Origin of the sequence: Paraburkholderia terricola (genome assembly GCF_003330825.1) — a bacterium.
Taxonomy (GTDB): domain Bacteria; phylum Pseudomonadota; class Gammaproteobacteria; order Burkholderiales; family Burkholderiaceae; genus Paraburkholderia; species Paraburkholderia terricola.
This window is the reverse complement of record NZ_CP024942.1, coordinates 933,701-954,808: the sequence shown is the minus strand read 5'-3', so window position 1 is coordinate 954,808 and position 21,108 is coordinate 933,701. Positions and strand designations below refer to the sequence as shown.

Below are 21,108 nucleotides of genomic sequence, written 5' to 3'. Positions count from 1 at the left end.
CGCGCCGATGATTCGAGCCGCAAATCGCCCGCCTCACTTGAGGTCTTTCACGACCCGAAAGCCATCCTGCGATTGCCGCACGCCCGCGCTGTATTTGAAGCGCGTCGCGCTCAGCATGTAGCCGCCGCCTTCACGCCACGAACCGCCGCGAATCACGCGCATGTCGCAAGCGGGGTTCTCCCACGCGCGGCCATCGGCGGGCGCGCCCTGGTAGGAGTTGTGCCAGCAATCGGCCGTCCATTCCCAGACGCTGCCGTTCATGTCGTACAGGCCGAACGGATTCGGCGCGAACGAACCGGCGGCCTCGGGTCCTTCCTTATGCCACGGGTCGCCGCAGTCTTTGCAATTGGCGTTGCCCTTGCGCATCTGATCGCCCCACCAGTAGGCGGTCGCCGTGCCGCCACGGACCGCGTATTCCCATTCCGCCTCGGTCGGCAAGCGGTACGGTTTGCCGGTGGTCTTGCTCAGCCACTTCACGTATTGCTGCGCGTCGTCCCAACTGATGTCGCGTGCCGGCGCCGCTTTGTTCGCGTTGCTCTCGGGTGTCAGCTTCGGACAGGCGTTGGCGGCGACGCACGCGTTCCATTGCTCCACCGTCACCTCGTATTTGCCGATGGCGAACGGCGCGCCGATGTTCACGTGATGCACGGGTTTTTCGGAAGGATCGTCGGTGCCGCTGCCCATCGGGAACGAGCCGGCCGGCAACGCGATCATGATCGGGCAGGTGGCGCAATCACGGCTCTCGCCCGCGCTCGGCGGACGCGTTGCGGGCTTTTGCGCGGCCGATGCAGCGGGCGGAGCCGTAGCCGGCGCCGCGCTTGCGCCTGGCGTGGGCGTCGCGCGCGGGCGTTCTTGCGGTGGCGCGCTGGCCGGAGCGATTGGAGCGGTTGGGGCGGTTGGACGCGCGGCTTGCGGCGCGGGCGCGGTAGCCGGCGCATTCGACGCCGCCGCGCGCAACCGGTCGATGCGTGCATGCGCGAGCGTGGCGAAGCGGCCGTTCGGATACGCCTTCAGGTAGGCCTCGTAATCGGCGGGGTAGTTGCTGTCCTTGATCGAATTCCAGAACGTGATTTCGTATTGCTCGCTGCTGTCTTTCGGGAGAATGCCTCGGCTGCGCAGTGTCACGACGTGGTCGGTTTCGTTGACGGCCAGGAGCGATGCGGGAAGGACATTCCCCGCGAGGCGAAATGGCTCGGTCAGCGACGAAGCCATCCACGGCTGTTGCTCGCCGCCGGTCACGTCGCGGACCCGAGCGGCGACGCGCTCCAGCAGCGCGGAAAAATCCTGCGACGAAGCGCCGTCGAGCGCGCGCAGCAATGCGTTGGTGTAGACGCCATGACGCATGCCGTCCGCGGCAAAACCGCCGGGCGCGGTGGCATAGGCAACCAGTGTGTTGGCGGAAAGTGCCGGTCCGGCGAACGTGACGTCAGTTGAAAAGGGATTATTCAGGCAGGCATCGAGGATCGCGAGATTGAATCCACCTGTATGCATCGCCTGAAGCACGCTATTCAGGTCGACACCTTCGTTGATGAGCGAAGCGGGCGAGCGCGCATCGAGTCCGGCGGGAATGAGCAGCGTCTGCCGGCCGACTTGCACGCCATGCCCGGCGAAATAGAACAGACCGGTGCCGCCCGCGCGCAAACGCCGATGGAATTCACCAATGGCCTGCTGCATTTGCCGAGGTGTCGCATTGGTGCGCAAGATCACATCGAAGCCGAGCGCGCGCAATGTATCGCGCATGGCTTCGGCATCGCGCGGTGCGTTATCGCGAAGCGGGTCCGCTCGATCGCCATTCGCGCCGTTGCCGATCACGAGCGCGACGCGGGGAGAAGCCGCATTGTTCTCGTGTGGCGCGAACGCGGAGACCGTCATGCCGGGCGCCGCCGCGATATGTTCCGCCCGGACATTTGGCGCAGTCGCGCAAGCACTGCCCCAATGCGCCTGCATGACCCCGGCCACGCACACCAGCACGAATATTCGCCACATCTTCACATCCTGTTTGTTCCGGACAGAACCCAGGCATTCGAGCACCGCGCCGCTCGCGGCAACCGCCAGAGTGAACCGGAGAGAAGTATCGACGCCGCCACGACTATCCATCTGCAACCTGCTAACAACGATAGCACGCGCTTCGAGCGCCACAACTGTCGCTTATCCTCAGTGCGTTATACGGTTAACGAGCATTGCGTATCTTTTTGGCAAGTTACGTCCTAAGCTGATTCACAAAGTAACGCGGCATGTCGTTTTAATCAGGCGGCCGTTCAACAACGCGCGCGCTCGCGACATCCAGCAGGACGCCCGGCAGCCTTGCGGCCGAGGCGGCCATGACCACTCTTCGGGAGAGTGCGCAATGAGAAGAACCAACACACTCGTCGTTCTCGCGATGCTAGGCGGCGCGGTGTTCTGCGGGCCCGTGCTCGCCGAGCAAACCGCCTCGCCGCAGACTGCCGAGGAGTACATCATCTGGCCGGCGGACGGCGCGGTGATTCACGGCGGCAAGCTATGGGTGCGCATGGGACTGCGCAACATGGGCGTGTGCCCGAAGGGCGTCGCGTTTCCGAACTCGGGGCATCACCATCTGCTGATCGACACCGATCTGCCGCCGTTCGATCAGGAAATTCCGTCGGACCGCAATCACCTGCACTTCGGCGCGGGCGAAACGGACGCGCGCATCGAGTTGCCGCCGGGCAAGCATACGTTGCAACTCGTTCTCGGCGATCACAACCACGTGCCGCACGCACCGCCCGTGCACTCGAAAAAGATCACCATCACCGTGCAATAAGACCAGCGCGAGCCGTTTATTCAAAACGGGTCCGTCAGGACGGAGAGACCAATATGTACAAGATCATCGCGGCCGCCGCGTTCATGACGCTGTCGGCCCTGGCGTCGCCGACTCTCGCCACAGCCGGGCCGACGGCGGCGCCGGCCGGCGCGTATGCGTATATCGGCTATCCGAACGACGGCCAGGTGGTGCCGGCCAACAGGCCGTTCAAGGTATGGTTCGGCTTGCGCTACATGGGCGTCGCGCCGAAAGGCGTCAAATTTCCGAACACCGGCCACCATCATCTGTTGATCGACGCCGATCTGCCGCCGCCGGATCAGGAAATTCCCTCTGACCGCAATCACCTGCATTTCGGCGCGGGCGAAACGGAAACCACGATTCAACTGCCGCCGGGCAAGCACACGTTGCAACTGTTGATGGGCGACGCCGCGCATGTTCCGCACAATCCGCCGGTGTACTCGAAGAAAATCACGGTCATTGCGCGGTGAGCCGGCGCGAGACACGACTTGCCGATGCCGCTGTCTCGCCGCAGCCAACAAGTTCTCACACGTTGTTGGCTGCAATCCACCACTCGCGGCTGATCGTTTCCCCCTCGTTGTATCGGCGCTCGCGGCGGATCGTACCGCAAGCCCTTTATCTAAAGCATTCCGGCAAATTTCTTAGGATCGGGAAGCAAGACTGGCACAGCCCATGCGTTAGTGACACTCGAGCAGACAAGTTGCTCGAACCCAACCGAAGCACTGTGCAGTGACCCCTTCCAGGAGATTTACCATGAACGCACTGATGATCAAAGACCTGTCCATCACCGAACAACTCGACAGCAAGGCCATGAGCGCCGTGCGCGGCGGCTTCGGCCCCTCCTCGTCGTACTTCAACTTCACGCCGGTGTACGCGCCGAACAACAGCAAGACCGTCGACGCCACCCAGCTGATCAACACGACGATGAACATCCAGAGCGCGAACGGCAACAACGCAGCGTTCGTCGCGGGCGTCTCGACCACGATCAACCCGCATGTGACGTCGAGCAACAACATCTTCGTGTCCTGAACGGCGCACGCCGCCGCGGAGGCTTTAAGGCCTCCGCGGATCGCGCACCGGTAATAGCTGAAAAAGTTCTCGCACCAATCGTTCTTTTCATACGACCTCGCGTCACCGCCGATCCCCGCGCTTCATCTTCCTGCATCGCTTCGATGGTGAAGCCGCGCGGGAGATGCTTTACTTGAAGCGTGCGTTCTCCTCGTGCAGCGAAGCCGGTGTCATCGGAGAAAATCGTGTCAGCGTTGCTTGATTCATCGGTTCGTCAGCGCTTCTTCGCGACATCGGCGCCATGCTGTCCGGCAATGCGGCCGGCGAATTCAAAGCGCGCGGTTCAGGCGTTTCGCGGGCTCTGCGCGGCAACGCTATGCGCGCTCTCGCTGTCTGCGTGTGTCGATGTCAGCATGCCCGATTACAAGCGGCCCGACACGCCGGAGAAGACCTCGTGGTCGGATCGGCAAGGCGCGCCCGTGTCGGCCACGGCGACCATCGAACCGGATTGGTGGAAGGGCTTCCACGATCCGTATCTCGACACGCTGATCGGCAAAGCGATCGCCGGCAACTTCGACATCAAGGTGCTGGCCGCGCGTATCGAGGTCGCCAGCACGCAGATCGGCGAAGCGAGAGCCGGCGCGTTGCCGACCATGGACCTCGGCGCCGGCGCCAGCTTCCAGAAGACCACCGGACAAACCTTCGCCAAGCAGTACAACCTCGGGACCCAGGTGAACTGGGACATCGACATCTGGGGCAAGGTCGCCAAGGGCGTGCAGGCGCAAAAGGCCGAATTCCACGCAAGCGAGGCGGATTGGCGTGCCGGCTATCTGGAACTCGTGTCGAATGTGTCCAGCACCTATTTCCAGATCCTGCAATTCGACGATCAGATCGAGCAGCAGCAGAAAACACTCGTCACGAACCGACAGATTCTCGCCATTTACGACGGCCAGCGCCGCAGCGGACTCGTGCCGCAAACTCAGGTGTTACGCCAGCAGGCGGAAATCAACCGCTTGACGAATCAGTTGCTCGAACTGCGCCGCTCGCGCGACCTTGCCAACAACGCGCTCTCCACGCTGCTCGGCGTGCCGGCGGGTGAATTCCAGCTACCCAAGGGTCATTTGCAGCAACGTGTGCAACTGCCTCCCGTACCCGGCGGCTTGCCCGCGCAACTGCTCGCACGCCGTCCCGACGTGGTGGCCGCGGAATTCAGAGTGCTGGAAGCCTACGACCTCGTCGGCCAGGCCAAGCTCGCGCAACTGCCGACCATCAGCCTCACCGGGCACGGCGGCACCGCCAGCTTCGCGTTGACCGACCTGCTGAAGTCGTTCACCTACGGCTTCATGCCCAGCATCAACATTCCGTTGCTCGATCCTGGCGTGAGGGCGCATGTGAAGGTCACGAAAGCGCAATCGACGGTTGCCGAACAGCAATATCGCGTGGCCGTGATGGGCGCATTCGAGGAAGTGGAAAACGCGCTGGTCAATCTGAATTCGCACAAGGCGCAGCGCGTGGAGTTGCAGGAGGAAGTGTCGCGTCTGCAAATCGTCGCCGATCAGATTCAGTCGCAATTGCGCCTTGGCGTGGTGTCGCAACTCGAAGTTTTCGAAACCGAGCGGACGTTGCTCGAAGCGCAACAGCAACTGCTTGCCAATCACCAACTGATTCTGTCCGACACGGTGCTGCTTTATAAGGCGCTGGGCGGCGGCTGGCCGAGCGTCGATGTACAGGCCGAAGTAAAGGAACACTGAGGGAACACCGAGGAAACACCGAGCCGACCCGCGATGCGGCGCGCAGCGAGAGCATGTCGGCTCGATGTGGCGCGCTCGTCGCTTTCATCAACCACATTCGAAATTGACTCTTGCGATGCGTGACTTACAATCATTGAGGGGCCGAATTGTGTTCGGCTCACACCAACAACATTGTCTTTTCGCCGTCGTCCCTTATTCCGTTTTCGCCGCGTTCCTCACGCAGCGCGAAGACGATTAGCGATCCGCATAAAATGGCCGCCGGCGAAGCTCCGATTGCTGAGATGCGCGCGACAGTAGACGCTGCGTTCGACGTGGTGTTGTCGCCGGTTGCGTGCGCGCAGCGTCCGCCGCTCGACGCGATCCGTATCGTAGACAGTCTGTTCGCGATCGGCCGCAGCGAGGCGCCGTTCACCGACTATCCCACTGAACGGATCGCGCGCCTGTCCCGCCGCCATGCGCGGGTTTTCACGGAGCATGGCGCGGTATACGTCGCCGACCTCGGCAGCAAGAACGGCACGACGTTGAACGGCAACGCCGTGCGGCAAACACCGGCCCGCGTGCGCGCCGGCGACGAATTGTGCTTCGGCGGCGAGCTTTGCTACAGGGTAGGCATCGAGCCGCGCGCGCGCATCGTGGCGGCGGCAAGTTCAGCGCCCGTGCCCGGCTTGCTGCTCGTGCCGCAGCGTGACGATCTCGGGCTGCAACCGGTCGAGGTGCATGCGTTTCCGTTCCTCGTCAGCAAGGCCGATGAGATCTTCTCGCGCTATAAAGAGCGCTATCCGCATCAGGTCAATTACATCTCGCGGCGTCACGCGCACATCTTCATGAAGGGCGGCGAGCTGTACGTCGAGGATCTCGGCAGCACCAACGGTACGTTCGTTGGCGGAAAACGCCTGGACGAATCGGCCGTGCCGCTGGCGGAGGGCGACGTCGTTGCATTTGGCGGCGACCACTTCGTCTACAGGGTGTCGCTGCACAAAGCGCCTGAAGTCGAGCCCACCGTGACCCAGCTATTGCTCAACCCCGCCGTCGAAGAAGCTGCCGATGCCGACAAGACAACATTCGTCGGCGCGGCGCATTCGTTCCTCGATATCTTTTGCGTGGACCCAGGGCTGCAGCGCGAGGACGAAGTCAACGAGGCGGCGCAGTCCGTCTCCGCGCATGCGAAGCGTGACGCGCCGACCGGCGCCGCGCGAGGGGCGCACGGCACGAATGGCGCCCACGATGCCAAAAGCCCGGGTGGCGCGAACGTAGCGAACAGCGCGCACGCTGGAAAAGGCGCAACGCGGCGCTGGCGCTTGCTGACGGGCGAACTCGCCAAGGCTTTCGCTGGCAGCGATCGGGCGATGCTGAAGCGCATCGCGGGATGGGGCGGCGTGGGCGTCGTCGTGCTGCTCGCGATATCGGCGGCGCTGTACATGCGCGGATCGTCGGAGCGGGAATTGAAGAACCTGCTGGCGAGCGGCGACTATACCAGCGCGGTGGCGGCGGCGAACGGCTATCTCGCGAGCCATCCGACGGACACGAAAATCAGCGCGCTCGCGAGCGAGGCGCTGCTGAAGGCGAAGCTCCCCGCCTGGCTGAACACACTGCAAAAGGCGCAGTTCGACGAGGCCGACGCACAGTTGAAGCAGATGAGATCGTTGAGCGCGAACAATGCGGACGCCGCATCCCTCGTCGGCGAATTGCAATGGGTGGGCGATCTCGAACGCTTCGTCGCCGGGCGCGGCGGCGTGGATGCGCCGATCCGCATGTACGCGGACGAGACCGTCATTAGCGGCCTGCTGCAACGCTGGGAAGACGACGCGAAGAACCATCAGCGCACGCTCGACCGGATCGCCTCATATGTGCCCGTGTTCGCGGAGCCGTACGCGCAGGCGCTGAGCCATCTGCGCAAACTGGAAAGCGACGATTCGGTGTACCTCGCCGCCATCGACCGCTTGAACGGAACGATCCACACCGAACTGGCGCGCGACAAACCCGATGCGCTGCCGCCTGTGCTCGACGATTATGCGCAGCGCTATCCGCGTCTCGCGGGGCTCGACCGCTTGCGCGAGGACTTGCGCGTCTACACCGACTTGCTGAACGCGGCGGTCAGCCGTCAACTGACACCCTTGCTCGCGATGTTGAAGAAGGCTCGCTTCAGCACACCGCCGTTTCAGGCGCAGTTCGCGCAACTGTCGGCAAGCCGGCTGCCTTCAGCGGATGTCATTGCGCGTCATGACGCGTTGAGCGCGGCGTGGCAGCGCGGCGACGCGCAGCAGGCATTGAACGGCTTGCAGGCGATGCCCGCCGGTCAGTGGTCGGACGTGCTCGCGGCGGAACTGGCGCACAAGAAAGCGCTGCTCGATCAATTCGCGGACTTGCAGAAAACGCGCGGCGGCAAGGATTACGACCAACGCCTGCTGTCGTTTTACGCGAGTCTCGATCCGACGACGGACGCGTGGTTCGTGCAGTCGATCCAGAAAGACGTCGCCGCGTTGCACGACAAAGCGCTGGCTCGCGCGCAAGATCTGCTGCTGCGCGCACAAAGTCTGTGGAAGCAATACCGCGCGAGTGGTTCGATTGGCGGCACGCAACGGCTTGAAGCCGGGATTTCAGCCGGTTTCCGCAACGAGGCGCGTCTGCTCTCGGAGGCGCAGGCCGCGGCGCAGCAAGGCATGCGCATCTACACGCAACTGAAGGCCGACCATCCCGCCGACTTCGACCGCCTGCTGGCTGACGTCGAAGCCGAAACGAATTTGCAGCGCCGTTCACTGACGGAACTGCGCATGGTGCTGGACCCCGGACTGTTGAAGGCGAAGCTGGCGTTGATCGGAGGCGAGCAGAGTGAAACGCGACAGTCACCCTAGACCGTTGTCGGAGGCGCTGGAGGATCACAGCGTCGAAGGCATCGCCATTCTCACCGCCGAACCGGTGCGGCTCGCGCGCGCGCTGATCTGGGCGATGGTCGCGCTGGTGCTGGCCGGCTTGCTGTGGTCGTTCGTGGGGCGCGCGGACGTGATCGTCAGCGCCCAGGGCACGTTGTCGCCGGAATCGGAAGTGCGCCGCATCTATGCGCCGATCGACGGCGAACTGGCCGACCTGTATATCGCCGAGGGCCAACCCGTGTCGAAAGGCGACGTGCTGGCGCGGCTGAATGCGCGCGGCGCGATCGAGGCGGCCAGCAACGCGCTGCAAGCGCAGTTGAAACTCGAGGACGCCGAGCGCGACTGGAAACAGTTTCCCGAGAAGAAGGCGCTCATGGAGCGCAAGGCGGCCGCGCTGAAAGCGCAGTTGGAAGTGGAGGCGCGCCAGCACGAAAACCGTCTCTCCGAAGGCACGACCAAGCTCGCCGAAGGACAGAAGGCCGAGCTCGACGAAGCGCGCAGCGTGCTCGACAACGCTCGCCGCACGCGCGAGGCGGCGCGTCAGGAACTGGACCGCTACTCGCGGTTGTTCGTGCAGCCAGGCGGTGGCGGCATCGCCGAATTGCAGGTGGAGCAGAAACGCACCGCCGCGATGGAAGCGGACAACGCATACCGCGTCGCGCAATCGAAACTCGCGGAACTGGATTTCCGCCTGAGCCATCAATACGCGCAGGCCAACGCGCAACTCGAAACCAGCGGGCAGCAAACCGTCGATCTGCAACTTCAATACGACGCGGCGGTGCGCGACATCACCGACGCGCAAGACAAGCTGCGTCTGCAATTGCAAACGGCGCGCCTCGTGTCGGAGGCCGCCGCGCGAATTCGCTTCGAGAACATCGACAAGGACAATTTTCTGCTGATTCTCGCGCCGGTCGCGGGCGTCATCACCGACGTCACGTCGACCCAGCGCGGCGACAAGATCCAGGCGAACGCGCCGCTCGGCGGCATTGCGCCGAAAGACGCGCGGCCCGTGCTGAAGATCGAGATCGCCGAACACGACCGGGCCTTTTTGCACGAAGGTTTGCCGGTCAAGCTGAAATTCAATGCGTTTCCGTACCAGCGTTATGGCTTGATCAGCGGCACGCTCGCCTATATTTCGCCGGCCACCAAGCCGTCCTTGCAGGACAAGCAGCCGGTGTACGAAGGCCGCGTCACACTCGAAAAGAACTACTACCAGATCGCCGACACGCGTTATCCGTTGCGCTACGGCATGACGGCCAGCGCGGAGATCGTGGTGCGCGAGCGCCGCCTGATCGATCTGGGTCTCGATCCGTTCAGACAGGTTGCGGGTTGACCGCGCGGATCACACGTCAATTAAAGGAGCGGATGACATGACCGAGATAGTGCGAATCGATGACGAGGTGGTGTGCGTGGGCGAATTCATCCGTCTTTTGAAATTGACCGGCCAGTTCGAGAGCCTCATCGAACAGATCGTGCGCGACAAGCTCACGGTGCATGCGGCAAAAAAGCAGGGCATTGCCGTGAGCGCGGAAGAAATCCAGGAGCGCGCCGATCAGTTTCGCCGCGTGCGCGGCTTGCATCGCGCGACGGATATGAATCAGTACCTCGATGCGCTGAATGTGAGTCTCGATGAATTCGAGGCGTTCATTACCGACGGGCTGTATCAGGAGAAGATGCTCGACCAGGTCGGCAACGAGGCGGCGATCAGGGATTACTTCGCGCTGAACTCGCCGAAGTTCGATGCGATCGAGGTGAGCCACATCGTGCTCGACAGCGAGGGCAAGGCGAAGGAAATGATCTCGTATCTGCGCGACGATCCCGATAGTTTCGCCGACATGGCGCGCGAGCATTCCATTGCGGATACGCGCGAAGCGGGCGGCGTGATCGGCAAGGTGCTGCGCGGCTCGTTGAAGCCGGATATCGAGGCGAAGATTTTCAATGCGGCGGTGGGCGATCTGCTTGGGCCGTTTCCGTCGGCGGATCGCTCGTGCTTCGAGATTTTCGCCGTGACCGCCAAGTACCCGGCCACGCTCGATGCGGACGTCGCCTCGGAGGTGAAGCGGCTGTTGCGCGAAAGCTGGCTGATCGCGCGCGCCCAGGAACACGTGATCGAAGCGCGCTAGCCGATCCGCGCGCTTTTTAAACAACGACGCAACGCAAAGCCGAATCGAGGTCCGCAAGCACATGGATGCACCCCAGACCGCGCCCTCCGCCGCGGAGTTTCTCACCTCGGTGGAAATTCTCTCGCCGTTTTCGCGCGACGAAATCGAGCGTCTTGCCGAATATGCGCAGGCGCGCTTCTATTCGTTCGGCGAAACCGTGTGCTCGGCGGGCGAGACGGCCGATGGTCTGTACGTGGTTCGCTCGGGTTCCGTGCGCATCTTCACCGAGGAACACGGCAAGGAAACCAGCATGGGCGTGCGCAAGGCCGGCGAGATTTTCGCCGACATCGCGATGTTGCGCGCCTATGTTCACGAAGCGTCGGTGCGGGCGTCGGCGAAAACCGAGTTGCTGTTCATTCCGCGCGCCGCGATCGAACCGGTGATGGCGGGCAATCCCGCCGCGCTGGCGTTTGTCGCCAGCTATGTGGCGATCAATTCGGCGGGCGGCTTCGTCGCGCAGTTGTTCGACTTGCGCGGCAAACTGAACAAGGCGGAACTCGAAGAGTATGTGCGCAGTGTCGGCGTGAAACGGGTATCCGCGGGCAAGGAGATTCTCAAGCAGGACGGACGCGACGACCGGCGGCTCTACGTGGTGCGGCAAGGCGAAGTGCGCATCGTCCGTCATGAGGAAGGCCACGACTACACGCTCGCCACGCTCGGCGAAGGCGAGATTTTTGGCGAGAAGGCGTGTTTGATGCGCCAGGAGCAAATGGCCTCGGTGGTGGCGAGCACCGATACGCGCTTGCTGGTGATTCCCGAGCGCACTGTTCATTTCATTCTCGAACGCAATCCGAAACTGCGCGAAGTACTGGACGAGCGGATTCGTTACGGCGACCGCGAATTGCAGCGGCAAAAGCGGCTCGAACAGCGGCGCAAGCTGCCGCTGATGCTCGATCTGCAAAGCAAGCCGGAATTCGGCGAGAAGGTGATCAAGCGTTTTGCGCTGGTCGAGCAGGCCGAGGAAATGGACTGCGGCGCCGCCTGCCTTGCCATGGTGTGCCGGCACTACAACATTCCGATGACGCTCGGCAAACTGCGCGAGCTCGCCAATGTGACGACTCAGGGCGCGACGCTCGACAGTCTCGCGCGCGCGGGCGAATCGCTCGGCTTCACGGCGCGCGGCGTGCAGTGCACGTTCGATTCGTTGCGCGGCTTCGATCTGCCGTTCATCGTGCATTGGGAGGGTTACCACTACGTCGTGGTGTACGGTCTCTCCAAGGAATACGTATGGGTGGCCGACCCGGCGATCGGCTTCAGAAAAATGGCCGTCGAGGATTTCGAGCGCGGCTGGAGCGGGACGTGCCTGCTGTTTACCGGCGGGCCGCATCTGCTGCAAATGTCGGCCTCGCGTTCGCCGTGGATACGCTTTGTCGGTTACCTCAGGCCGTACAAAAAAATTCTGGGTCATCTGTTTCTCGCCACGTTCGTGATTCAGGTACTCGGCGTGATTCCGCCGCTGATCATCCAGAACATTCTGGACGGCGTGATCGTGCATCAGAACGTGAGCCTGCTGCATCTGCTGATAGGCGGCTTGATCATCGCCAACGTATTTTCGCAACTGATGTCGACGATTCGCGCATATCTCGCGAACTTCATGGTGCGCAACATGGACTTCGCGATGATGTCGCAGTTCTTCAAGCACACCATGTCGCTGCCGTTTTCGTTCTTCGCGAAGCGCAAGACCGGCGACATCTTCGCGCGCTTCCAGGAAAACCAGACTATTCGGGCGTTCCTCACTGAATCCACGGTGACGACCGCGTTGAATCTGCTGATGGTGTTCATCTACTTCACGATCATGTTCGTCTACAACGTGAAGATGACGCTGGTATTGATCGCATTCGTCATTCCGATCATGGCGCTGACCTTGCTCGCCACGCCGAAGATCAAGAACTATGCGCGCGAGGTGTTCACCGCGTCGACCGATTCGAAGTCGTTCCTGATGGAAGCTTTAGCGGGCGTTGAGACCATCAAGGGCATGGGTATCGAGCGGCCGGTGCGATTGCGCTGGGAGAAGAAGTACGCGAAAGCGCTGGAAGTGCAGTACCGCGCGCACGCCTTCAACATTCTCGTCGGACTCGGCAGCCAGTTGCTGAATGCGGCGACGACGATTGCGATTCTCTGGGTCGGCGCGAATCTGGTGCTCGCGCGCGAAATGACGATCGGCCAGTTGATCGCGTTCAATGCGTTCATGGGCAGTGTGCTGGGTCCGCTGATGGGACTCGTCGGCTTATGGAGCATGCTGAACGACGCGGGTGTGGCGATGGAGCGCCTGGGCGACGTGCTCGACATCGAGCCCGAGCAAAAGCCGCAGGACTTGCCTTCGCGCGTGATGTTGCCGGAACTGCAAGGCGAAATCAGCTTCAGCGGCGTCTATTTCCGTTACGGCGACAACGATTCGGCCTACGTGCTGGAAAACATCAGCTTCGACATCAAGCCCGGCGAGCTGGTGGCGATCGTCGGCCGCAGCGGTTCGGGCAAGACGACGCTCGCCAAATTGCTGGTCGGCTTCTACACGCCGAGCGAGGGCAAGATGAGCATCGACGGCTACGATCTCGGCGTGGTCGATAAAAGTTATTACCGCGCGCAGATCGGCTATGTGATGCAAAGCAATCTGCTCTTTTCCGGCACGATCGCGGAGAACATCGCGAGCGGCGACGATTCGCCCGATCGGCGCCGCATCGAGGAAGTGGCGAAGATGGCCGACGCGCATGCGTTTATCAGCAAGATGCCGCTCGGCTACGAGCAGATCGTCGGCGAACGCGGAATCGGTTTGTCCGGCGGACAGATTCAGCGGCTGTGCATTGCGCGCGCGCTGTATCACGATCCGCGTCTACTCGTATTCGACGAAGCCACCTCCGCGCTGGATTCGCAATCGGAAAGCAATATCCTCGGCAATATGCACGACATTCTGAAGGGCCGCACGGCCGTGATCATCGCGCATCGGCTCAGCACCATCATGCGGGCGGACAAGATTCTCGTGCTATACGAAGGCGCAATCGTGGAGCAGGGCCGTCACGAGGAACTGATTCAACGCGGCGGCATGTATTACCAACTGGTCCAGAAACAGTTGAGTGCATGATGATGAAGATACTCGACCAGATTGAGGAGGCCAGCCCCGCGATTTCGTACGCGGGCCTGATCGAGCGGATCGAGATTTTGCGCTCGACGCTGCGCTGGTCGTCGCGGCTGGAGCGGGCCGATATCGACAAGCTGCTCAGGCAAGCCACTTCGCTGCGCGACGAGGTCATGCAGCTTTCGCACAAGGAGCGCTTCGTGCAAGCGGCGGTCGCCGCCGAACCCGAGGAACGCGTCGACCAGTCGCGCGGCGCGCGCAGGAAGGCGCTGCTCGAACGCAGTTTTATTTTCGAAGGGACGTTCGGCGACAATCCGCGCCTGCTCGAATCGCTCGAAATCGCCGAGAAAGCCGCGCCCACCGATTTGCCGGTGTTGATCGACGGCGAAAGCGGCACCGGCAAGGAGTTGATGGCGAAAGTGATTCACGCGAACGGCTCGCGTTCGGACAAGCCGTTCATCTCCGTGAACTGCGGCGCGATTCCTGACAATCTGCTGGAGTCGGAGTTGTTCGGGCATCGCAAGGGTGCGTTCACGGGTGCCTCGAATGACCGCAAGGGCAAATTCGAAAGCGCGCATACGGGTACGATCTTTCTCGACGAAATCGGCGAGTTGCCGTTGGCCGGCCAAGTGAAATTGCTGCGCGTGTTGGAAGCGCACGAGATTCAACGCGTGGGCTCCGACGAAACGATTGCCGTCGATACGCGCATTGTCGCGGCGACCAATCGCAATCTGCGGCAGCTCAGCGAAGAGGGAAAATTTCGCGAGGACCTGTTCTACCGGCTCAGCGTGATCCACGTTACGTTGCCGCCGCTGCGCGAGCGTCGCGACGAAATACCGCTGTTGATCGCATGGTTCGGCGACGAGGCCGCCGGCACGTTGAAGCGCCGGCCCGTGCGATTAACCCCGCGTCTGCGCGACTTTCTGCTGAATTATGCGTACCCCGGCAATATCCGCGAACTGCGCAACGTGATGTATCGCGTGTCGTGCCTGGCCGGCGACATGGCGGATGTCGATCATCTGCCGGTGGATATGCGGCCCGCGGCGCCGGGTTCGGCTGCTGCTCTATCGAATGCGTCGGCGGCCGGTCAGCAGCCGATCAGCGTGGCGAATCTGATGTCGTTGAGCGATGCCAAGCGTGCCGCCAGCGACGACGCCGAAAAAGCCTTTCTCGAACGCGGCCTTCGCGAAGTGAGCGGCACCGTGGCCGAACTGGCGCGGCGCATCGACATGAACCGCTCGCACTTGCAGATGCTGCTGAAGAAGCACGGCCTGCATTCGAAGGACTTTCGCAATCGGAACATGCCATCTACAGGCAGGAACGGCGTTGATGAAGGCGACGAGGATGACAGCGAGAGTTGAAGCCTGGAAGCGGCGCATTCAAGGCGCGGGATTCAACAAGGTTTTGTCGGATGCATACGGATCTTCGGCCCGCACCACGACGGCGGTGATGTTATCGCGGCCGCCTCGCGCGAGCGCCAGATCGACCAGTTCCTCGCACGCGTTTTCACACGCCGCCGCCGTCAGCACCGCCAGCATTTCGTCGTCGCTGACCTCGTTGCTCAGACCGTCGCTGCATAACAGAAAGACATCGCCGTCCGCGACTTCGATCACGTCGTCGTCGAGTTCCAGCAGGTCGGTGGCGCCCACCGCGCGCGTGATCATATGCTGCGCCGGATGATGCCGCGCCTCTTCGTCGGTGATGACGCCGAGCGACTTCAGCGCTTCCACCTGGCTATGATCGCGCGTCAATTGCCGCAAGCGTCCTTCGCGAAAAAGATAGAGGCGGCTGTCGCCGGCCCAGACGTAGGCGCAGAAGCGGTCGCACGCAAGCAGGACGACAACCGTGCTGCCGATGCGCTGCACCTGGCGGCGCGCGGCTTCGTCGCGCAACTGGCGGTTGGCCTTTTGCAGCCGCGTGCGCGCGTCGGCGACGAAGCTCTTCGTGCTGAGCGGCGGCGCGAGCCGGCTTAGCGAATCGATCACGAGCCGGCTCGCCAGATCGCCAACCGCGTGACCGCCCATGCCATCGGCGACGGCCCAGCGTCCGAGTTCGGGCTGGTCGAGGCAGGCGTCTTCGTTGATTTCACGAATGCGTCCCGTGTCGGAACGCGCGGACGACGTCCAGCGAAATTGGCTCGCGCAGGTCACAACGGCTACACCATATCGTTTCTACTGCGGGCGTCGGGAGAAACCGTGATGTTCGAGTTCGCGCCGGTGTTGCGGACGTCGACCGACTGGAACTGGTTGATCATCTGGTTAGCATAGAAGTTGTTGGAGACCTCGTACAGGTTGACGACCGGCCCGATGCTAGGCGTTTCCCGCACATAGGGTTGAATCCAGCCGTATACCCACGGCGCACCGCCGCCGCCGCGAATCGCCGCCATCGCCTTGCGGTCGAGCGCGAGGTTCACTGAAAGGTCGCTTACTGTAATCGAAGCCATGTCGTTCTCCGGTTGCCGCGTGCGCAACGCGCGCGGTCTAAATGGATCTGAGCATGATGGTGCAAGTGCCATGCCAATTCGCGGCTCACGTCCCCGCGTTTTCGCAACACGTTGATGGCAAGGCGATTGCGCGCGCCGACGCACGCCGCGCAGGGTCATGGCGGCGTTCACAGGTTGGCCTGTAGCCAACACGATCCAACTCGAAGCGGTGCGACACCCAACACATTCAGGCGACTCGCGGCTTGTCATCCCTAGACGAAAAGCGCCGACGCCGATTGCAATGAATGATCGACGTTCGCCAACACATCGGCGCGAATTCTGTCGGCTTGCAACCCACACCCGGCTCGCCCTGAGCGCGTCATTCTCTCTCTCAGCCCTTTAAATCAAGGCTTTCCGGCGCATGGCCCGGATGATGCAAATAACCTCGCAACAGTGTTGGAAATCGAAGCGAGGCCAGCCATGAACACCGATCTTCTTCAGACGAGCAGCGAAGGCGGCGATGAATCGACCATCGACCTGCCGATCGGCGCGCACCTCGTCACGCAACGGCGCGGTTACGAACACCACGGCATTTATGTGGGCAATGGCCGCGTGGTGCATTACTCGGGCTTCGCAGGTTCGGCGCATCGCGGCCCGGTCGAGGAAGTGGAATTGGAACGCTTCGCCGCCGGTCATCCGCTGGCGGTGCGCGCCGCGCCGAGCGCTCGCTACGTCGGCGATGAAGCGGTGCGCCGTGCGCGCTCCCGTCTCGGCGAAAACCACTATCGCCTGCTGACCAATAACTGCGAGCACTTCTGCGCATGGTGCCTGCTCGGCGAAAGCCGCAGCGAACAGGTGCATTGCTGCTTGCGGCATCCGCGCGTTGGCGTGCTCGCGCTGGTGTGTCTCGTGAAGGCTTTTGTCGAAAGTGGAGCGAAGGGCGCTCACGGTGCTCAGGTTGCCGCTCAGTTGATGTGAACCAGCAGGAAAGCATTCAGGCATTCAACGATTCAAGGAGAACGTCATGTCAGCAGCGGAAAAAACCTTGCACTGGGCCGTCGATAAATGGCTCGCACCGACCCCCTCGATGCCCGCGCGCGTCGTGCAGTTTTGCCACCGCGCTTCGCAACATCAGCGTTACGTTTGCGTGGAAGCGCTGCGGCCGGGCGGCTTGCTGTCGATCTTCTTCTTTCGCCATGACGACGGTTCGTGGAACGTGTTCCCGCCGCAAGCCGAGCGGCCTGCGATGAACGGCCATCTGCGCAGGGCGCTTGCCTAAGCGCTTTGCGGGTATTGCGGGGTTTGCCGGATTTGCCCATCCGAGGCCGCTTCCCCGATGATCCACTGACTGAACTGCAGCATGGCCGGCGTCATCGGTTTGCCCTTCAATCCTGTGAGCCAGTAACTGCCTGCATGCACTTCGACCTCGAACGGGCGCACTAGCCGCCCGGTGTTGATCTCGTGATCGAACATCAGTGCGGGCGCGAGTGCGATACCCGCTCCTTGCATCGCCGCTTCCACCATCAGCCGCGACGAATCGAACACGGGTCCGCGAATCGGCCGCGGCGGAATGCCGGCTGCGGTGAACCAGCTCATCCAGTCGTCGGCGCGATAGGAACGCAGCAAGGTTTCGTTGATGAGGTCCTCCGGCGCCGATAGACGCGCGGCGATTTCAGGCGTGCACAGCAGCGCGAGCGGCGCATCGAGCAGCCGGGTCGCGAGCGAGCCGGGCCACGTGCCGTCGCCGAAGCGGATCGCGAAGTCGAGACCCTCGGTGGCGAGGTCGACCCGATTGTTATTCGTCAGCAGCCGCAATTCGACGAACGGATGCGCGTCGCGAAACGATTTGAGGCGCGGCATCAGCCAGCCCACCGCGAACGTGCCGACCACGCCGACCGTCAATACTTCGTGAAAGTGGCCGCCTTCGAAGCGCTTGAGCACGGCCTCGATGCGATCGAACGCGTCGGTGAGGACCGGGCGCAGCGCGAGTCCTTCGTCGGTCATCGCGAGGCCGCGCGGCAGGCGCTTGAAAAGCGCGGTGCCCAGGCGCTCCTCCAACGCTCTGACCTGCTGGCTGACGGCCGCCTGGGTGACGTTCAGTTCAAACGCGGCGCGCGTGAAGCTCAAATGCCGCGCGGACGATTCGAAGGCGCGCAGCGCGTTCAATGGGAGGTAAGGTCTCATGGCAAAGGCATAAGATTTTCTTGTGAGTCGGCTAACTTATCATCGTTTGTCAGCGGCTCGCGGAAAACCGATAGTTGCGGCTCACACAAGGAGCGGCAAATGATAACCAGACGGAAATTCGCGGGTGCATTGCTGGGTGCGTCGATAGCTGGGGTTGCGGTTGGCAGTGCCGGCGCGTTCGCGAAAGTGGTGAAGACAGGCGCGACGGCGCCGGGGCGTGGCTTGGCCAAGGCGGATCTGATTCGTCAACGGCTCAAGGACATCGAGGCGGAAAGTGGTGGGCGACTGGGCGTGTCGATTGTCGATACGACGTCGGGCTTGCATGCCGGCTTGCGCACCGATGAACGCTTTCCGATGTGCAGTACGTTCAAATTGCTGGCGGCGGCGGCCGTGCTGGCACGCACGGATCGCGGGCAGGAGGATTTGCAACGGCGCATCGTGTTCTCTCAACGCGATCTCGTGTCGTATTCGCCGGCCACGAGCCAACACATCCGCGAGCGTACCGGTGAGGCCGGCATGAGCGTCGCGCAATTGTGCAAGGCGGCGATCACGCTCAGCGACAACACGGCGGCCAATCTGTTGCTGGCGAGCATGGGCGGTCCGGCGGGATTGACGGCATTCGCGCGCAGTCTGGGCGACGGCATCACGCGACTCGATCGCAACGAGCCGACCTTGAACGAAGCCATTCCCGGCGATCCGCGCGACACGACCACGCCCAACGCGATGCTCGGCAATCTACGCGAGCTTGTGTTGGGCGAGCGTTTGTCGTCGTCGTCGAAGGCGCAATTGCTGGCGTGGCTCGCCGCCAACGAGACGGGCGGCGCACGGATTCGCGCGAAGCTGCCGAAGGATTGGGGCGTCGGCGACAAAACCGGCACGGGCGATCGCGGCACCGCGAACGACGTGGCGATTCTGTGGCCGCCGGGACGCGGTCCGGTTCTCGTGGCCGTCTATCTGACCGAAACGAGCGGCAATGCGGCGCGCTGCAATGCGGCGATTGCGAATGTGGGCGCGCTGGTGGTGGCGTCGGTTCAGGCTTGACGGGCGAACGGGCCTATCAGGCGTGCAGCGAACGTGCTTGCTTTAGACGGCCCGACGCAAGCAGCACGCGGTTCCGTGCTGATGAGCCAATGTGCGCCAGCGCGTGCTGCTGTTAAACGCCCGCCAGCGCCGGCAGTTCCACGCCGTACGACAGGTGCTCGCGGCGGTTGGTCGTTTGTGACGGACGTGTCGCGTGGTTCACATGCTGTGCGTTTTCGACTCGCGTCGCCAGGCACGCCGGATAGCGCGCGTTCTTTTTCTCGAGAATCGCGCGGCTCAGAAACTCCGCGCTGTACGCATTCAGCAAATGGGCATGATGCGCTTCGATGTAAGCGGCGATCCGCGCCTGCTCGCCGTCGATTGCGGCCAGCGACGTCAGCGTGTGGACGTCCCAACGAAAGCGCAGGCCGAGTTCATCGAAAGCGGTGTTATAGGCGCACAGTTGCGCCTGGATGTCGGCATCGAGCGCGCTGTCGTGAGCGTCGAATTGAGAGGGGTTCATGATCGTCTCCTTCAGACAGGTGGCATGAACCCAGAATAAAAGCGACGGTGAATAAACAACAGTTAAAGTTATTGTGAATGACGATAGTGTTTTGTTTATGCAGCCCGAAATGCGCGCCCTCTAAACCATCGCCCTCAAGACACTTTCGGACTGCCCATGCAGCAGGTTTGCGTCGATGTGAGTGATCTGGGCGATGCGCGCCGCGCCTTCGCTGATCAAAAAGTCCTTGAACGCCGCGGCCACCGGCGGCAAGCGCTTGTTCTTGCGATGCACCACGTACCAGTCGAGCATCAGAGGAAAGCCGACCACATCCAGCACCGCGAGATTGCCGACCTGCAATTCGAGGCTGATGGTATGCGCGGAGAGAAACGCGAGACCCATGCCGGCAATCACGGCCTGCTTGATCGTCTCGGTGCTGCGGATTTCCATGGCGATGTTGAGGCGCCCCATGCCGCCGGCAAAACCTTCTTCCATTGAATGCCAGGTGTCCGAGCCCTTCTCGCGAACAATGAACGGCTCCTTGCAGAGCGTCGAAAGCGCAATGCGCTTCTTGCCGACCAGCGGATGCCTGGGCGGCGCAACGATCACATAAGGATGCGGCGCGAACGATTCGTTGCGCGTGTCGAGATCGAGCGGCGGACGCACCATGATCGCCAGATCGGTCAGGTTGTGCGTGAGTTGTTGCAGCAGTCCCTCGCGATTGTGCACTGCGAGGTTGAGCCGCACGCCTTCATTGCGCCGCGTGAATTCGCCTAACAGGCGCGGGAAAAAATAATCGCCCGCGCTGATTACCGCGATGTTGAGCTGACCGCCCGCGATGCCTTGCAAGCGGCCCATCGCTCCGTCCATTTCCCGGAACTGTTCGATGATCGAGCGCGCGTAGTGAAGCATTTCCGAGCCCGCCGGCGTCAGATAGATTTTTTTGCCGAGTTGCTCGAATAGCGCGAGACCGGCATGCTCTTCGAGTTGCTTGACCTGGGTGGAGACGGCGGGCTGCGTGAGGCACAGTTCATCGGCGGCACGCGAAAAACTCAGGTGCCGGGCGACCGTCTCGAAGATCTTCAGTTGGCGCAGCGTCGCGTTTCTCATGGACGTTACTCAGTAAGGGCAAACCCCACGTATTAGGGATGCCTAATGCAAACCATAAAATGTTTTAACTTTCGCTGATTGCTGTTCTCGCGCAGCATGCCTTCAGACCTGCTGCCCGCGCAACTCTTTTATTCCAGTCGCCGCGCGGTCAACGGGGACAAGGGTTTTCATCAATGCAATTCCTCTGGCCGACCATTGGCGTCTCATCG

Annotated in this window: 18 protein-coding genes; 12 read left to right on the top strand and 6 right to left on the bottom strand. The window is 62.2% G+C overall.

What is annotated here, in order from left to right:
- Positions 1 to 33: 33 nt before the first annotated feature.
- The gene (locus CUJ90_RS22805) at positions 34 to 1,986 is read right to left on the bottom strand and encodes an SUMF1/EgtB/PvdO family nonheme iron enzyme (protein ID WP_083083040.1); all 1,953 of its coding nucleotides are present in this window, start codon (positions 1,984 to 1,986) and stop codon (positions 34 to 36) included.
- A gap of 394 nt (positions 1,987 to 2,380) precedes the next feature.
- On the opposite strand from CUJ90_RS22805, the gene CUJ90_RS22800 reads away from it, so the two are divergent.
- The 9 genes from CUJ90_RS22800 to CUJ90_RS22760 all read left to right on the top strand — a co-directional run bounded on the left by CUJ90_RS22800 (position 2,381) and on the right by CUJ90_RS22760 (position 15,022).
- Entirely contained in the window at positions 2,381 to 2,779 is a 399-nt protein-coding gene (locus CUJ90_RS22800; RefSeq protein ID WP_114163981.1) for a DUF4399 domain-containing protein, read from the top strand.
- Between the two features lie 53 nt (positions 2,780 to 2,832).
- The gene (locus tag CUJ90_RS22795; RefSeq protein WP_083082152.1) at positions 2,833 to 3,267 is read left to right on the top strand and encodes a DUF4399 domain-containing protein; all 435 of its coding nucleotides are present in this window, start codon (positions 2,833 to 2,835) and stop codon (positions 3,265 to 3,267) included.
- Positions 3,268 to 3,550: 283 nt separating this feature from the next.
- Positions 3,551 to 3,826 carry a hypothetical protein gene (locus CUJ90_RS22790; RefSeq protein ID WP_073428736.1) on the top strand — a complete coding sequence of 92 codons (276 nt, stop codon included), beginning with the start codon at positions 3,551 to 3,553 and terminating at the stop codon, positions 3,824 to 3,826.
- Between the two features lie 293 nt (positions 3,827 to 4,119).
- Entirely contained in the window at positions 4,120 to 5,556 is a 1,437-nt protein-coding gene (locus tag CUJ90_RS22785) for an efflux transporter outer membrane subunit (RefSeq protein ID WP_114163980.1), read from the top strand.
- Between the two features lie 251 nt (positions 5,557 to 5,807).
- Positions 5,808 to 8,408, top strand: a complete 2,601-nt coding sequence (locus tag CUJ90_RS22780) for an FHA domain-containing protein (protein ID WP_083083042.1) — start codon at positions 5,808 to 5,810, stop codon at positions 8,406 to 8,408.
- A complete protein-coding gene (locus CUJ90_RS22775; protein ID WP_114163979.1) occupies positions 8,386 to 9,759 on the top strand; it encodes a beta-barrel domain-containing protein in 1,374 nt (457 codons plus the stop codon). Before CUJ90_RS22780 ends, CUJ90_RS22775 begins: the two co-directional genes overlap by 23 nt.
- 37 nt (positions 9,760 to 9,796) lie before the next feature.
- Complete coding sequence (locus CUJ90_RS22770; protein ID WP_073428734.1) at positions 9,797 to 10,549, top strand: peptidylprolyl isomerase; 753 nt, start codon at positions 9,797 to 9,799, stop codon at positions 10,547 to 10,549.
- Between the two features lie 61 nt (positions 10,550 to 10,610).
- Entirely contained in the window at positions 10,611 to 13,667 is a 3,057-nt protein-coding gene (locus CUJ90_RS22765) for a peptidase domain-containing ABC transporter (protein ID WP_083082156.1), read from the top strand.
- Positions 13,667 to 15,022 carry a sigma-54 interaction domain-containing protein gene (locus tag CUJ90_RS22760; RefSeq protein WP_083082158.1) on the top strand — a complete coding sequence of 452 codons (1,356 nt, stop codon included), beginning with the start codon at positions 13,667 to 13,669 and terminating at the stop codon, positions 15,020 to 15,022. The genes CUJ90_RS22765 and CUJ90_RS22760 overlap by 1 nt, the downstream gene beginning before the upstream one ends.
- An 18-nt stretch (positions 15,023 to 15,040) precedes the next feature.
- Here the strand turns inward: CUJ90_RS22760 and CUJ90_RS22755 are convergent, their stop codons facing one another.
- Together CUJ90_RS22755 and CUJ90_RS22750 are read right to left on the bottom strand one after the other, a co-directional pair.
- The gene (locus CUJ90_RS22755) at positions 15,041 to 15,811 is read right to left on the bottom strand and encodes a PP2C family protein-serine/threonine phosphatase (protein ID WP_083082160.1); all 771 of its coding nucleotides are present in this window, start codon (positions 15,809 to 15,811) and stop codon (positions 15,041 to 15,043) included.
- A gap of 5 nt (positions 15,812 to 15,816) precedes the next feature.
- The gene (locus CUJ90_RS22750) at positions 15,817 to 16,104 is read right to left on the bottom strand and encodes a hypothetical protein (RefSeq protein WP_073428730.1); all 288 of its coding nucleotides are present in this window, start codon (positions 16,102 to 16,104) and stop codon (positions 15,817 to 15,819) included.
- A 459-nt stretch (positions 16,105 to 16,563) separates the two neighbouring features.
- Between CUJ90_RS22750 and CUJ90_RS22745 the strand changes: the two genes are divergently transcribed.
- Together CUJ90_RS22745 and CUJ90_RS22740 are read left to right on the top strand one after the other, a co-directional pair.
- Complete coding sequence (locus CUJ90_RS22745) at positions 16,564 to 17,061, top strand: lecithin retinol acyltransferase family protein (RefSeq protein ID WP_083082162.1); 498 nt, start codon at positions 16,564 to 16,566, stop codon at positions 17,059 to 17,061.
- Between the two features lie 46 nt (positions 17,062 to 17,107).
- On the top strand, positions 17,108 to 17,362 hold the full coding sequence (locus CUJ90_RS22740) for a hypothetical protein (protein ID WP_073428728.1): 255 nt from the start codon (positions 17,108 to 17,110) through the stop codon (positions 17,360 to 17,362).
- On the opposite strand, the gene CUJ90_RS22735 is transcribed toward CUJ90_RS22740, so the two are convergent.
- Positions 17,359 to 18,267, bottom strand: coding sequence for a LysR family transcriptional regulator (locus CUJ90_RS22735; RefSeq protein ID WP_083082164.1), 909 nt, complete (start codon positions 18,265 to 18,267; stop codon positions 17,359 to 17,361). The two genes, CUJ90_RS22740 and CUJ90_RS22735, sit on opposite strands and share 4 nt — an antisense overlap.
- 99 nt (positions 18,268 to 18,366) lie before the next feature.
- Here CUJ90_RS22735 and bla point away from each other — a divergent pair, with 99 nt between their 5' ends.
- Positions 18,367 to 19,308 carry a class A beta-lactamase gene (bla, locus tag CUJ90_RS22730; RefSeq protein WP_083082178.1) on the top strand — a complete coding sequence of 314 codons (942 nt, stop codon included), beginning with the start codon at positions 18,367 to 18,369 and terminating at the stop codon, positions 19,306 to 19,308.
- A 112-nt stretch (positions 19,309 to 19,420) separates the two neighbouring features.
- Here bla and CUJ90_RS22725 read toward each other — a convergent pair whose 3' ends face one another.
- The gene (locus CUJ90_RS22725) at positions 19,421 to 19,810 is read right to left on the bottom strand and encodes a hypothetical protein (RefSeq protein ID WP_083082180.1); all 390 of its coding nucleotides are present in this window, start codon (positions 19,808 to 19,810) and stop codon (positions 19,421 to 19,423) included.
- 120 nt (positions 19,811 to 19,930) lie between these two features.
- Positions 19,931 to 20,899, bottom strand: coding sequence for a LysR family transcriptional regulator (locus CUJ90_RS22720; RefSeq protein ID WP_114163978.1), 969 nt, complete (start codon positions 20,897 to 20,899; stop codon positions 19,931 to 19,933).
- Positions 20,900 to 21,108: the final 209 nt, after the last annotated feature.

Coding starts and splice junctions, on each gene's coding strand:
- CUJ90_RS22805 (WP_083083040.1), bottom strand. CDS start 1,986: ATGTGGCGAATATTCGTGCTGGTGTGCGTGGCCGGGGTCATGCAGGCG.
- CUJ90_RS22800 (WP_114163981.1), top strand. CDS start 2,381: ATGCTAGGCGGCGCGGTGTTCTGCGGGCCCGTGCTCGCCGAGCAAACC.
- CUJ90_RS22795 (WP_083082152.1), top strand. CDS start 2,833: ATGTACAAGATCATCGCGGCCGCCGCGTTCATGACGCTGTCGGCCCTG.
- CUJ90_RS22790 (WP_073428736.1), top strand. CDS start 3,551: ATGAACGCACTGATGATCAAAGACCTGTCCATCACCGAACAACTCGAC.
- CUJ90_RS22785 (WP_114163980.1), top strand. CDS start 4,120: ATGCGGCCGGCGAATTCAAAGCGCGCGGTTCAGGCGTTTCGCGGGCTC.
- CUJ90_RS22780 (WP_083083042.1), top strand. CDS start 5,808: ATGGCCGCCGGCGAAGCTCCGATTGCTGAGATGCGCGCGACAGTAGAC.
- CUJ90_RS22770 (WP_073428734.1), top strand. CDS start 9,797: ATGACCGAGATAGTGCGAATCGATGACGAGGTGGTGTGCGTGGGCGAA.
- CUJ90_RS22765 (WP_083082156.1), top strand. CDS start 10,611: ATGGATGCACCCCAGACCGCGCCCTCCGCCGCGGAGTTTCTCACCTCG.
- CUJ90_RS22760 (WP_083082158.1), top strand. CDS start 13,667: ATGATGAAGATACTCGACCAGATTGAGGAGGCCAGCCCCGCGATTTCG.
- CUJ90_RS22750 (WP_073428730.1), bottom strand. CDS start 16,104: ATGGCTTCGATTACAGTAAGCGACCTTTCAGTGAACCTCGCGCTCGAC.
- CUJ90_RS22745 (WP_083082162.1), top strand. CDS start 16,564: ATGAACACCGATCTTCTTCAGACGAGCAGCGAAGGCGGCGATGAATCG.
- CUJ90_RS22740 (WP_073428728.1), top strand. CDS start 17,108: ATGTCAGCAGCGGAAAAAACCTTGCACTGGGCCGTCGATAAATGGCTC.
- CUJ90_RS22735 (WP_083082164.1), bottom strand. CDS start 18,267: ATGAGACCTTACCTCCCATTGAACGCGCTGCGCGCCTTCGAATCGTCC.
- bla (WP_083082178.1), top strand. CDS start 18,367: ATGATAACCAGACGGAAATTCGCGGGTGCATTGCTGGGTGCGTCGATA.
- CUJ90_RS22725 (WP_083082180.1), bottom strand. CDS start 19,810: ATGAACCCCTCTCAATTCGACGCTCACGACAGCGCGCTCGATGCCGAC.
- CUJ90_RS22720 (WP_114163978.1), bottom strand. CDS start 20,899: ATGAGAAACGCGACGCTGCGCCAACTGAAGATCTTCGAGACGGTCGCC.